11 protein-coding genes and 1 pseudogene are annotated in these 12,903 nt (G+C 64.7%); 4 read left to right on the top strand and 8 right to left on the bottom strand.

The genetic code is table 11. The annotated features are described in order from the left end of the window. Nucleotides 1-106: 106 nt before the first annotated feature. The 3 genes and pseudogenes from QQZ13_RS05730 to QQZ13_RS05720 form a co-directional block, all read left to right on the top strand. A pseudogene (locus QQZ13_RS05730) lies at nt 107-325 on the top strand (PIG-L deacetylase family protein); the annotation flags it as partial. A 107-nt stretch (nt 326-432) separates the two neighbouring features. Further along, nucleotides 433-1,308: a class I SAM-dependent methyltransferase gene (locus QQZ13_RS05725; RefSeq protein ID WP_284528127.1), complete on the top strand. Its 876-nt coding sequence runs from the start codon at nt 433-435 to the stop codon at nt 1,306-1,308. Continuing rightward, nucleotides 1,305-2,039: a glycosyltransferase family 2 protein gene (locus QQZ13_RS05720; protein ID WP_284528126.1), complete on the top strand. Its 735-nt coding sequence runs from the start codon at nt 1,305-1,307 to the stop codon at nt 2,037-2,039. The genes QQZ13_RS05725 and QQZ13_RS05720 overlap by 4 nt, the downstream gene beginning before the upstream one ends. A 29-nt stretch (nt 2,040-2,068) precedes the next feature. Here QQZ13_RS05720 and QQZ13_RS05715 read toward each other — a convergent pair whose 3' ends face one another. Next, the gene (locus QQZ13_RS05715; RefSeq protein WP_284528125.1) at nt 2,069-2,260 is read right to left on the bottom strand and encodes a hypothetical protein; all 192 of its coding nucleotides are present in this window, start codon (nt 2,258-2,260) and stop codon (nt 2,069-2,071) included. Between the two features lie 288 nt (nt 2,261-2,548). Here QQZ13_RS05715 and QQZ13_RS05710 point away from each other — a divergent pair, with 288 nt between their 5' ends. Further along, nucleotides 2,549-3,082, top strand: coding sequence for an ankyrin repeat domain-containing protein (locus QQZ13_RS05710; RefSeq protein ID WP_284528123.1), 534 nt, complete (start codon nt 2,549-2,551; stop codon nt 3,080-3,082). Between the two features lie 171 nt (nt 3,083-3,253). On the opposite strand, the gene QQZ13_RS05705 is transcribed toward QQZ13_RS05710, so the two are convergent. From QQZ13_RS05705 to QQZ13_RS05675, 7 genes are all read right to left on the bottom strand, one after another. Beyond that, on the bottom strand, nt 3,254-5,953 hold the full coding sequence (locus tag QQZ13_RS05705; protein ID WP_284528122.1) for a hypothetical protein: 2,700 nt from the start codon (nt 5,951-5,953) through the stop codon (nt 3,254-3,256). Between the two features lie 144 nt (nt 5,954-6,097). Next, entirely contained in the window at nt 6,098-6,337 is a 240-nt protein-coding gene (locus QQZ13_RS05700) for a toxin (RefSeq protein WP_284528120.1), read from the bottom strand. Next, on the bottom strand, nt 6,334-6,597 hold the full coding sequence (locus QQZ13_RS05695) for a ribbon-helix-helix protein, CopG family (RefSeq protein WP_284528119.1): 264 nt from the start codon (nt 6,595-6,597) through the stop codon (nt 6,334-6,336). Before QQZ13_RS05695 ends, QQZ13_RS05700 begins: the two co-directional genes overlap by 4 nt. Before the next feature lie 622 nt (nt 6,598-7,219). Then, on the bottom strand, nt 7,220-8,992 hold the full coding sequence (locus QQZ13_RS05690; RefSeq protein ID WP_284528118.1) for an SAVED domain-containing protein: 1,773 nt from the start codon (nt 8,990-8,992) through the stop codon (nt 7,220-7,222). Then, on the bottom strand, nt 8,989-10,452 hold the full coding sequence (locus QQZ13_RS05685) for a ThiF family adenylyltransferase (protein WP_284528117.1): 1,464 nt from the start codon (nt 10,450-10,452) through the stop codon (nt 8,989-8,991). The genes QQZ13_RS05690 and QQZ13_RS05685 overlap by 4 nt, the downstream gene beginning before the upstream one ends. Beyond that, nucleotides 10,449-11,456, bottom strand: coding sequence for a nucleotidyltransferase (locus QQZ13_RS05680; protein ID WP_284528116.1), 1,008 nt, complete (start codon nt 11,454-11,456; stop codon nt 10,449-10,451). The genes QQZ13_RS05685 and QQZ13_RS05680 overlap by 4 nt, the downstream gene beginning before the upstream one ends. A gap of 1,247 nt (nt 11,457-12,703) precedes the next feature. Next, on the bottom strand, nt 12,704-12,903 hold a 200-nt coding region (locus tag QQZ13_RS05675), incomplete at its 5' end, for a transposase (protein ID WP_284528115.1).

Raw genomic sequence — 12,903 nt, 5'->3', positions numbered from 1 at the left:
GGAGGCGTTCGCAGCGCGGGCACTGCCGACCCTCCGCGAAAACGCCGATCACCTGGTCGTGATCGCGGCGCACCCCGACGACGAGACCCTCGGCGCGGCGGGGCTGATGGCGACCACCGCTCGTCGTGGAGCGCGCGTGACAGTGCTCATCACGACCGACGGAGAGGGGTCGCATCCCGACTCGCCGTCGCACTCGCCCGCCGAGTTGGCCGCGCTGCGGCGCCGGGAGGCGACCGCGGCCATCGCACACCTGCATCCGTCGATCGAGGTTCGTTTCCTCGGCATCCCGGACGGCGGCACCGATGATCACCGGGACGACATCGCGGCCGCGGTTCGCGCGCTGCTGGCGGACACCGGCTCCCGCCTCGTCGTGTCGCCGTGGCAGGGGACGGCCACCGGGACCACCGCGTTGTCGGCGAGGTGGCTGCCGAGGTGTGCGGGGAGATCGGGATCCCCTGGCGCGGGTACCCGATCTGGCTGTGGCATTGGGGCTCGCCCGAAGACGTGCCGTGGGACGATCTCGAGATCGTTCGGCTCGACGCTGCGACCGCCGGCGCCAAGCGCGCCGCCATGGGGCATCACCGCAGCCAGATCGAGGCGCTCTCACCGGCTCCGGGTGACGAGGTGATGCTCCATGACGGGATGCAGGCGCACTTCGATCGGGATTTCGAGATCTTCGTGCGACCCGCCGAGGAGCCCGAGACCCTTGGCGAGGGCTTCTTCGACGATTTCTACGGGCGGAACGGAGACGACCCCTGGGGGTTCGAGTCGCGGTGGTACGAACAGAGGAAGCGCGCTGTCACCCTGGCGAGCCTGCCCCGCGCCCGATACGCCTCTGCGCTCGAGCTCGGCTGCTCCACGGGAGTGCTGACCGAGCTGCTGGCAGAACGCTGCGATGCCGTCCACGCCGTCGACATCGCAGCCGCGCCGCTCGCGATCGCGCAGGATCGTGTCGGCGGCAGGACGGGCGTGAGTTTCGAGCGCCTCGCGCTGCCCGGCCAGTGGCCCGCCGGCACGTTCGATCTCATCGTGCTCTCCGAGGTCGGCTACTACTGGAGTGCCGCCGACCTGGCCGACGCGATAGAGCGGATACACGGTGCGATGTCGCCTGACGGGCATCTGGTCGCCTGCCACTGGCGGCATCCGGTCGCCGAGTATCCGCAGACCGGCGACGACGTCCACGCGGCACTCCGCTCCTCGGATCGCCTCGTCCGTATCGCCCTGCACGAAGAGGAGGACTTCGTGCTCGAGGTCTTCGGGCTCGACCACGCGCGGTCGGTCGCAGCCGAGACGGGCCTGATCGCGTGAGCGCCAGGTCGTCCGACGAGATCGCCGCGGTCGCCGTCGTGATCCCGGTGCACAACGAGGCCGAACTCTTGCGCGACTGCCTCAACGCTCTGAGCGCCGCGCTCGCGCACACCGGGCGGACGCACCCGCACGTCCGCATCTCCGCCGTCGTCGTCCTCGATGCGTGCACCGACGCATCGGAACAGATCGCGCGATCGTTCGCGGTGCAGACGCTTCGCATTGACGCTCGCAACGTGGGGACCGCCCGGCGCGTCGGTGTGAACGACGCCCTCGCCGCGCTCGGCGACGTGCCGTCGAGCGGAATCTGGATCTGCACGACCGATGGAGACTCGACGGTCCCGGATCATTGGCTCAGCCATCAGCTCGAGCTCCACGCGGCGGGAGCGGACGTCGTGCTCGGTACCGTGCGTCCGGACTTCGCCGACCTCACCGCGGAGCACGCCGCGCACTGGGTGGAGACCCACCCTCGCGGACGCCCGGCCGGCAACGTCCACGGCGCGAACCTCGGTCTCCGCGCCGATACCTACCTCGCGGCCGGGGGGTTCGCCGATCTCGATCAGCACGAGGACGTCGAGCTCGTTCGTGCCGCTCGCGCTCTGGGCGCGCGGGTGGTCGCGACGGACGACAACGAGGTGATCACGTCCGGTAGGTTCTGGGGCAGGACCCCCGGCGGCTACGCCGCGTTCGTTCGCGCGACGCACGAGAGGATCGCGGGGCTGGCGCGATCGTGATGGCCGCCGGTCCTGCGGCGGCGCCTGGGTCAGAACCCGCCCAGGTAGCCCGAGTTGGTGTGCGACGTCTGGCTGGCGCGTGCGGCCGGGTCGACGCGCTGCGCGGCGACCTCGGACGACGTCATCGCACGCATCTGCTCGTGGGTGATCGGCGTGCCGAAGATCGCGTGACGGAGACGCGTCCAGAACGGCAGTCGCTTCTTCGCGGATGCGGAGGTCATGGCGTGATCATTCCACACCGGTCTCGCCGACTGTCCCGCACGACCGCGGAAACCACGAAACCCGCGGGATCCGCGGGGTCACGATCACTGTCTCAACACGGTGTGCGCCCGAAGGGACTCGAACCCCTAAGCCTTCTGATCCGTAGTCTGGGGCAGGACCCCGGCGGCTATGCCGCGTTCGTTCGCGCGACGCACGAGAGGATCGCCGCGTTGGCGCGGTCGTGATCCCTTCCGGCGTGCGTACCGGATGCCGCCCAGGATCAGCGCAGTTTGATGGATGCTGAGAGCATGCCATCGCAGCCGAGCTCACCGCGCACACTGGGGTTCGCCGTATGGGGCAACGACATCGCTCTCGTCCGCGAGCTGCTGGACGCCGGCGCCGCGGTTGACAGTTACGGATCCGACACCGCTGACGACGTCACCCCGTTGATGGAGTCAGTGGATGAGATGGAACCCTTCTACGACGCTTCCAGGGCCGGTCTGACACAACTTCTCCTTTCGGCCGGCGCCGACGTGATGAGGTGCGACAGCGCCGGACGTACTGCCCTGCATTACGCGGCCGGGGCCGGTTGTACGGCGATCGAGCTTCTTCTCGCCGCCGGTGCCGATGCGGACGCTGCAGACGGCGAAGGCGTCACACCGCTTCACGAAGCGATCGACCGCGGGAACATCTCAGCAATCGAAGCCCTCTGTCGGGGTGGCGCGAATCGGAGCGCCCAGGACCGATCGGGGCGCACGCCGGCCGACGTATTGCTCGAGAATCAAGATGGTTTCACGTCAGCGGAGCTTGCTGTCATCCGTGCCTTGGTCGCGCGGAGCTAGGAGCACCGGCGGGCCGACCCTCTCCCGGGCGTGCCTGCGCAACCGTGAATACGCAGCCGTGTGAATCCCCTTTGGTGCAGTGCACGCTGAGGAGACCTCGGCGTGCGAGTCGCCATCGGTCGCGCGCGGCGAGGCTCATTGGGGGCGGAGTCATCGAGAACCGATCGTCGACTACGCAGCCCCGAGAGCCCTAAGCACCACGCCCGCCGCGACAGCCATCGAACCATCGGCCAGCTTGTCCCCAACCCACCTGGCGGCTGCCTGGAACCGATTCCCAGCGCCCACGCGGTCCGATGCTTCCTCGAGCTCCAGTGTTGCGTCGAGCGTCGTGGCGACATGGTTGTCTCCTACTGCTCGAGCGTGCGCAGCAAGGGCACGTAGGGCGTCTGACACGGATAGAGCGTTGACCAGCGTTTGGGTAACATCTCCTTCCACCTTGGCCTTCTGTCCCATGGCCGCGACCTGACCGTTGTTGATGTATTGATCAGAGCTCATCTCGAACTTTCCTTCCTGAACGTAGATGATCGGAGACCCCTCTGGCGACTCGCGAACTGCGGGTGCATGGGGGATCGGCGGGATGGTTGGCAGCTTGCTCGGCAGCGATGGGTTCAGGTCCTCAATCGCTTGTGCTACAGATCCCTTCGCGTGGGTGCGAACGAGATCTCGCTCCGTACCGAGCAGTTGCGCCGGCAGCCTCGGAAAGTAGTAGGCAGGATATGGGCGAAGATCCTCGGGTATATTGTCCCAGATCCAGAGCCAATACTTCTCCGCGAGCACCTCATCCCAAGACCTCGCCTCGCCGCCGACACCGTCGGCACGCGACCGCTCCATAGCGTCCATGTAGGAGTCGGCGTCACCGGCGCAGAGTGCAATCAGCCCGTTGAGCCAGAATGTCGCCGAGTTGCGCGCACCGAAACCTGAAACCAGCGACACGGCACCGTCGATGTCGCCGAGTGTGAGCCTGCAGAACGCGACCTGTGATGCGACCGCCGGATCGGAGATATCGGGGGTGCCGATTGCCTCGGCCCGAGCGAAGTCACCGCGAAGCATCTCAGTCAACATGAGGGCGAGTGTGCTCGACCGACGGGACAGCGGGGGCTCCGCTGCCGCTGCGTACGCCGCGATCTCAGCGAGCCTCTTCGCTGAACCTTGTTGATAGGCAAGGAACGTTGTCTCTTCGACCAGGCGATCACCGACACGGCTCCGGACCCCGTTGCGATGGCTACCCAGACTGACCTCGAACGCCTCATCGAAGCGTCCCGAACGATCGAACAGGAAAGATTTCATACGGACTAAGTAGAACTGTGCGTCGCCACCGAGTCGGCCCAGCGCGTCGTCGATAACACGGTGAGCCTCAACTGTGTTCCCACGTCGAAACAAGACGTGGGCGATAGCCACCACGACTGACTCGGGCCTGTCGAGGCAGTTATCCAGAGCCCGCCGCGAGAGCGCCACCAGGAATGGATCGGTCTCCTGCCGCGACGCGATACGCACGTAGGCCCGCCAGAATGCAGTAGGCGTCCGCTCACGCGAGGCGAGCAGCGCATGACGCAGAGCAATGATGTCGTCGCCTTCAGACGCCCGAACCTCAAGCAGTCGAACTAGCGCGGCGCGTAGGTTTCCATATCCCGCATCATCGTGGTCCAGTGCGGCCAAGAGCACGGGGATACGCTCCCGTGCCTTCTTCGGATCCGCGAGGTTGACATCAAGTCCGCGGTACGCGCGGAGCAGTAGCCCGCGATGCTGCTTTGCGATCTCGTCCACCCGCTCCGGGTGCCCGCCCTCTAGGTAGTGAAATCTCGCCTCGACAAACGCTGCGCCAGATCTCGCCTCGTCGCGGTATGCCCTGGCGTCGAGCCTACGTGCGAAGTAATCAGCGGCCCTCGCATGTGCCACCGTAAGTCGCCTCGTGTTGATCGAGAGTGATGCGCCGCAGAGTTGCCGGACGATGGGGTTGAGTTCATACCATGCCCCCGAGCGGTCAAGTAGGAATCCTCTGCTAAGCCGGTTGCGCGCGCTTTCCCACGCCGAGTTCGTGTGCCCGGCTGCCTCAATCGCATCAGCACGGAACGGGCGGCGAAACACGGAGAGGTTTTCGGCCAACGCAATCGCTTCGGCATCAAGCCGACCTATGGTCTTGTACCAGAACTCCTTCTCGAGTTCGGCGATGAGGTGGCGCGAGCGCGGCGTGTTCCTTAGGTCCCATGATTCCCGGTCACGCTCAATAATCTCCTCGAGCGGCTCCCCCATGAGGCAGGCAACAAACGCGCGCATGGCTCGTGGGTTGTTGCCGAGCCACGTGGACACCTCGGTGACCAATCCGTCCGTCACCTCACCGATAAGGTCGCGCTCGTCGAGCAACGTGCGGAGAATTCGCGACCCTTCATCCGGGCTGAGTTGCCGAACCGTGCGGAATGCCGCCCTATCGGTCCAGGAATCGGGCGCCGGCGATCGCGAGCTGAGGACACACGTCCGTCCCTGGGGGAGCGCCGCGATCTTCGTAAGCAGTGACCTCAGTTCGACTGATGTCACAACCCCATCGGCATCGAGACTTTTCTCGAAGTCGTCCAGCACGAGCAGCAGTTCACCTGATCCGATGAGTGAGAGTAGCGCATGCTCCCAATCAGCCGCATCTGCAACCTCGCGTATGCCAGCGTTCTCGAGCTCAGAAACTATGGTGAACAGGAAGTCCTCATAGAGCATGTCCTCGGGGAGGGACAGAAGGATCTTCTTGGCGCCCCAGCCTCGCAAGTACTGAATCGCTGCTCGCGTCTTGCCTGTGCCGGAGAACCCCTCAACGATGGCGATCGGAGAGTCTTCACTCCAGCCCTCGAATAGCCAACCTGACAGATCGTTACTCGCCTCGCTCAAGCATCCTCCCCAGCGTCCCTCCCGAGTATGCCGCTAATATCGGAAAACGCATTAGCGCCGCGGGCCGAGTTGACGCTTGCGCACATGAGCCTCTTGCGGGAAGTGCGCGGCAGCGGGGCCGTTGCGTATCTGTGCTGCGCGGCGTCAGGGCAGGAGGTCGAGCATCTGTGGTCGCGCCTTCATGGCGTGGATGACGAGTTCGTTGCCACTGTCGAAAACGAGGACGACGGTCTCGAGCAGGCGTCCTTGAGTGTCGAATCCGAGTCGCAGCTGGCGGGCGGGCGAGTCGTCATCGAGGTCTTCGACCCAGAGCGACCAGGAGGCTGCTTGCCGGATGTCATCGGGCGCGATGCCGTGTTTGAGGGCAGCGTCGTGGATGTTCACGCCGCGTACGCGGCGATCGCCTCGCGGATCAGATCGGAGCGCGACTTGTGTTCCCGCGCCGCGCGGGCGTCGAGCGCGGCGAGCTCCTCGGCCGTCAACCGGAGCGCAACGACCTGCGCGGGCTCTGCTCCGCGTCCGGGTCGTCCGCGCCCGCGGCGCTTGAGCGCGTCGATGTCGAAGCCGGACTCCGCCTCTGCCGCCCAGGCAGCGATCTGCTCTTCGGTGACCGGCACGCCGTTGATCGTCTCGCCGCTACTCATGGGCACATCGTAATACGAAATTAAGCCGGACGTCCAGGGGCTCTGAAGCTGCGCCGCGGTGAGGCATCAACGCTGGACCAGATCGAGCCCGCGATCGAAGCAGGCTTCTACGAGGCGCGCTCATTCAACGCTGGAACGGTCGCAACCAAAGCATCCATACTCCAGCTTGCCGCGCGGAATCCGCGCTCCTTTCTGAGCGGCGGTCGATACACCTTGACGCCGTCCTCGCCGAGCCGAACCGGCGCGAGTATCACCATTGTTTTCCGAGGGCATACCTTGTGAATAACAACGTGCCGCTGTCGGGCCACAAGTTGGATTGCCTCGCAACCTTCGCTTTCCTCAGCGCAGAGAATCGGGAGATCTCCGACAAGGCACCTCTGAGTATCGAGCATTGATGCCGGAAGAAGTCGAGGACGTCTTCGAGTCCCAGATCCTCACGAATGCGCTGTTCACAGACGACTGGAACGAGTTGATTCTTTCGCGGTCGGTCGAGTTGATCTACGACGCGCTTGAGCTGATGCACACCGGTCAGCCAACACCGGCTCACCTAGCAGTGGCCGACACGCCGGCAAGGCTGCGCGCGAGTAACAGGGGCCGCTCGGGCAAACTCCAGGTTCCGTACCTACAGGAGCACCTCGGTGATCGGACCGCCAGCGACTCCGGGCTCGAGCGTGATCGCCGGCCGGTAGCGAGGGCCGTTGATTGTGTCGCCGTCCCATTCGTAGGCGATGGTGCGGAGCGTGTTTAGGTACCGCCCGACGAGCACGGCCATGGGGAAGGGGCCGTGGAAGGCGAGATGAACCTCGGCCCGCCCGTGACCCGCGGACACTCGTTTGATGCGCTGGGCGACAGCTTGGCCGAGGCGGCCTGCTTCCTCTGGATAGATCCGACTGGAGCTAGTAACGGAGACCATCTCTACGCTGGCGAACCCGTCGACGGACTCACGCACGAGGCGCTCGAACGCGGTGAGGTCTGGGTCTGCGGTGAGGGTTACGAACACCGCGACTCTGTTCGCCGCGCTGCTTTGCTGAGCGACCTCGACAGCGAGCGTCTCGACTTTGAGATCGGTGAACCTCGGATCGTTGTTCGCTGGTGTCGACTCCCAGACGTTGTTCTGCACATCGTGGACCGCGACGTTGCCGATCTTGGTTTCGGGCAATGCCGCTCCGAGCGCGAGACCAACTGAGAGGTGCGCGCCGCCAGATATCTGCACGCGCTTCGCGCCGGCTGCGAATACGGCGTCACTGGTGAGCGGGAGCGTCCTCGAAAGCAGTTCGAGACCGTCGTGCGCTGGGAGCCGACCTTTGGTGGCCCCCTTGATCCGGATGTGAAGGTCATCATCGTCGGCATCCGCGGCGAACGGGGCGGGGCGGCTTTGAACGCGAATGGTCAAGTCCCTGTCCGCTGCGCGGATCTCAGCCCGGCGTTGCTCGATCCGGTGCATGACGAGGTCGCGAATGATTTCGAGTTCGCCTTGGGGGTCGACCACGTTTACTTGCTTCTTGTCGGCGAGCGTTCGTGCCGGGGTGAGCCGCAGCAGCCGGTCGGGCGCGTCGTAGTCGCACTTCGACTCGCTTCCCGGCCGTGCGATCTTGTTGGCGATGCACAGGCTGAAGGCGGGGTTCTCGTCGAGCTGAAGCAGTCGGGGGAGTTCGCGTTCTCGGACGACTTCGCTGTCGACGATATCGGGAGTCACAAGGAGCACTCCTGCCGAGAGCCCCTTCGTGAGTGCTTGCTCGAGCCGGTCTGTCGTCGTCCCTGGCCGGAGGTCGACGCGGTCTCTCCATACGACGAGACCCGCGGCTCTGAGCAAATTCTCGAATGACTCCGCTTGCTGTGTCCCGTCGGACTGGCGGTACGAGATGAACACGGGCCCATCGCCGCGAACTGCGCCTTCCGGAAGCGGGCCGAGCTGACCGAATCGTGACGGGGGGAAGGTCACGTGCGCATCCCGTGTGGCGACTCGGCCGAGTCTCTGACGCAGCGCGACTAGGCCGAAGTACGCGCCAGTGACGCCGGGCGTGAATATGAGGAGAGCGACGGGGCCGTGAGCGGCTTTGGCCGCGCCGCGCATTGCGTTGCGATCGATTCTGCTCGGGCCGGACGGTGCGGGATGGCTGTGCCACTCCCCGACATAGCCGATTGGGTCGTCCTCTGATCTATTCGAGAGAAACTCTGCGAGCCGCTCGTTCGCCCGAACGTCGTCGCGGACGTATCGGTCTTGTGTAGCGCCGCCGCCGTCGACTACGAGGGCGTGAGTAATCACGACGTTGTCTATCTCGCGGTATCCGAGGAGGATGCCGCCGGTTTCGAGGGGGAGCCGCTTCGCTGTCTCGGATGCGATCGTCTCGTGGGCGTCGGCACGTACGTCGATGCTCGGAGCGGATCGAGTCATTGGACAATCCTTGCCGGGTCGACGAAGGTTCGCACTTCCCCTGACGGATGGACGGGTCGTTCGATGAGTAGGCCGATGACGTGACGGACGGTCGCGGATGCCGCCTCGACCGCCACATGGGGTGGCGTTGGTGAGATCGGGCTGCCGCACCCGGCTTCGAACACTGCGGGCGACTGCTGATCGACGTCCGCGCCCGAGCTCGGCAGCGAGTCGGTGCCCTCAAGCGGCGGGAGTAGGTCGACGCGGTAGGTGGCGCCGCCGTTCTGGATCGAGGCAGAGATGATTCGCTTCCGCGCGGACCTGGCCGCGACGTGCAGGAGTGCGGTCGTGGCGAAGTCGGCGCTGGTATCCACGACGAGATCGTGGCTCGTCAGAAGCTCCATGGCGACGTCACCGTACGAGACGGCTTCGTCGAGCTCCTTGATGTCGTCTGCGGCGATCTCATGCCGGGCGACCAGATGTCGTTTGATCGCGGTGACTTTCGGCAGCCCCACCATTTTTGGTCCGACGAGGTGGCGGACTAGGTTGCCGGGTGCGACGATGTCGTCATCGATGAGCGTCAGGTGTCGGATGCCGGCGCGCACGAGCAGATCCGCGGTGAAGGAGCCGAGCGCGCCGACGCCGACGATCGCGACTCGAGCTTCGTGCAGCAGTGGCGCCACGACACCTGCGCGGGCCGTCTTCGCCGCGGTGGTGTCGGCTGCGGCGCGGAGGCGTCGAACGGCTGTGCCCCCGTCCTTCGTCGGCCATACTTCGAGCACGATCGCGCCGTCATGGGTGCCGCGACGGTAGATGAGCACCACGATGTCAACGAGGTGATTCCGGATTCGGCGGTCCAAGTCCACGTCGGGGGTGATGCGGGCCGCGACGTCCTCCCAGGATCTCGGTGGGACGTCGATGTCGCCGAGATCGGCGACATAGCCGAAGCGATCTTTGCTGTGCTTCGATGCCTTCGGCGGACGCGTACCGCTTCCGATCCGCATGGTGTTGTTGCTACTCGGACGAAACCGCACGAAACCGTTGGGGTGGCCAGCGAGGTCGTCGAAGAGATAGAGGCGCTCGTCCTCCGAGGCGTGGAAGTACCGCTCGAGATCCAGATCGGGCCGATCGTTGGGCCACCCGGCATCCGCCTGCTCAAACCACGCGGTTATGTGCTCCAGGAAGGCCGACGGTTCTGTCCACCACAGATCTTGGTGGTCATCCTCCGCGACCAAACAGAGTGCGCCGTCCAGTTCTCGATGCCAGGACCACGTGATGCTGTCCGGGTCGACGGGAACGACGCGTGGCGGCTGGAACGGAAAGCGCGCCCGAAACGAGATCACGACCTCCGTCGACCCGCCCGGATGTGCGATCGTGCCCCGCCACCCGGTGTCGCGTTCGATGAAGCCCGCGCGAATCAGGCCTTCTTCGAAGTGCTGACGCGAGTGTGCGACGTACTCGTCGTACTCGGCGATCGTCAACCGAAGGTCCTGGTCCCCGCCGGCACGACCCGTTCACCAGCGGAGATTGCAAACTCGCGCTTCGACCCGTCATCGTTGAAGCCCGGCGGCATAGGGAACACGGTGTCGTCGTCGCCGTTCTTGCCGAGCAGCTTCTGGAACGCCAGCGCGGATTGACCCTCGTCCTCCTCCTCGAGCGCGTCGCGCGCGTCCGCGGCGGCGTCGACGAACCTCCTCTGAGCCGCGTCCAGCTCATCTTCGGTCGCGCGGATGCTGATGGTGCGCCCGGGGAGGGTGGGGTCGCTGATCGCGATGCCGTAAGTGACGAAGTTCTCGACGATCTTGCTCACCTCGTCGAGTGCCGAGACGTAGTACTCCGCCTGATCACTCCCCGTGACGAGACCTGAGGCGAAGGCTTGGTACGTCGCGACTTCGAAGAAGAAGCCCCCCGGCTTCTTCTTGCCAAGGAGTGCCCGCCGGGTCTGGCGGAGCAGCTTCACCGTCGGGACGTATAAGCCGTCGTGCGCGGTGTTCATCGCGGTCGACAGCGACGTGAGCGATTCGGGGTTGGTGTGCACCCACTGGTTGTCGTCGCTCTTCTGCGGGATCTCCCAAGTCTCGCCATCCGAATGAAGGCGCGCGGGAACGGCATCGACGTACAGGTCGTACTCGGGGAACGAGACCTGCAGACTTCGATCCTGTCGCTTGGTCCGCTGATGCCCGTCGTCATCGCGTCCGAACTCGGCATGGAGCACGCTAAAGAACCGGTCGAGGACCTCCTTCGAGGTGACGTCGCTCGGCAGATCGGGGAGACGGACGAACACGTCAACGTCCTTCACTCGCTTGATCGACACGCTTCGCTTGTACGAACCGATCAGCACCGGGTTCGCCCCGTAATCAGAGAGCCTGGCGTCGGAGACGAGCGCTTCGCGGACTAGTCGATGTGCCTCAGGTGCATTGGCTTTGTCGTCGCCGGGCTCGATGGAACTCAACGCATCCTTGAACTGCTGTCGTAGGTGAGCCATCGGGCCGTACTCCGTTTCTCGGGTGGGGCTGGTATACCGAGTGTATGAAGCGGGTCCGACACTCCGCACCGGCGCCATTCATTCTTCGCGAACCCCTCTTGCATCAAGCCCTCCGGGCGGTGGGGATAGATCGCGGCCCGCCGCTCGAGCCGCAGCAGCAGACGCGACTCGTTACTAGATCGGCGCGCAAACGCGGTGATGGCTGCTGCAACAGCTGGCACTGACATGACGGCAAATCGTCAACTGGAGGAATTCGGTTCCACTCGGCATGCCAGCAAACTAGACGGAAGCCCCGACGGCCCAGCATGCAACCGCCGAAGCACCGTGGCCACCGTGCGTACGTGGTCGGTGAAAGTTTGCAGTCATGCAACCGAATCTGGTCCTGCCAGAACGAACTGTTGACACATCCCTCGCGTTCGAGTTCCTGTCTGCTGCGCCTACGGCGATCATTTGGTCACCAAACAACAACCGCGGTGCGGCACCGTTGATCACGAGATACATGGCCGTCGCAGGTTTGATATCGAGTGCAAGACGAACTATGCCGATAGCGCTGGCCGTTGGGTGGTGAAAGCCCCGCTTCCGCTGCTGTCGAACTACCTCAACTCGGGCGCACACGCCTCATCTACCTGCTGCCCGCGGAGCCTGTTTCGGCATTCGCTCCGTGGGTGCGACTTTGCAACAAGGATCCGAACTTCCTCGGATAGTGCACTGCTTACGTCGACCCGTTACCTACGGAAGGTGCGGCTTACTACCGAAGGTGGGCAGAACGAGAGGCGCATTGGCAAGTCGCCGCGCCCGAGGTGCGCCCGCAGCCGTGGTTCAACCATTGAGCGTGGCTGCTGTCCGCAACTTACTTGCAGGCATTCATTGGAGCGCATCCGACCCTCGTTGCCGGTGACTCCGCGTACATCCCCGCCGCGGACCATGTCCTTCAGGCAATAGGCACTTCCGTTCGGTTGTGCCTTTGGCTCGATGCGGTGAGAAGAGACTGGTTGGCAAACAGTCCCGTTCCGGCCGCCGCTCGAGTACTACAGGACGCCGATTCGCGCGCGCCTCACCAGGAGTTGGCTCTTGATCTGGATGCATGGGACTTGGTTGCTCGGCCACGGATTGAGCGTGAGAGACGAATTCCGTTCGACGACGTTGAGGGCGCGCCGTTGACGTTCATCCACTGACAGGACGATCCCTCTCCCATCTGGCTATTGCTGCGGCCCGCTGTTCAGGGACTCCGACCGCATCCGCGCGTACTAGGGCGTGTCTCTTAAAGCCTTGAGCCAGATGGTGATGGCGCGTAGGACGACGCCGCCGCGATAGGTCAGGGCGAGTTTGTCGTAGCGGGTGGCCAAGGCGCGCCATTGCTTGAAGATGTTGAATCCGCGCTCGACGACGTTGCGGCGCTTGTAGGCCTCGGTGTCGTAGGTGACCGGGCGACCACCCTTGGCGCCGC

The sequence above is a fragment of the Microbacterium sp. T2.11-28 genome (assembly GCF_950097975.1).
Lineage (GTDB): Bacteria > Actinomycetota > Actinomycetes > Actinomycetales > Microbacteriaceae > Microbacterium.
The sequence above is the reverse complement of the archived record's forward strand: the minus strand, read 5'-3'. Positions and strand labels throughout refer to the sequence as shown.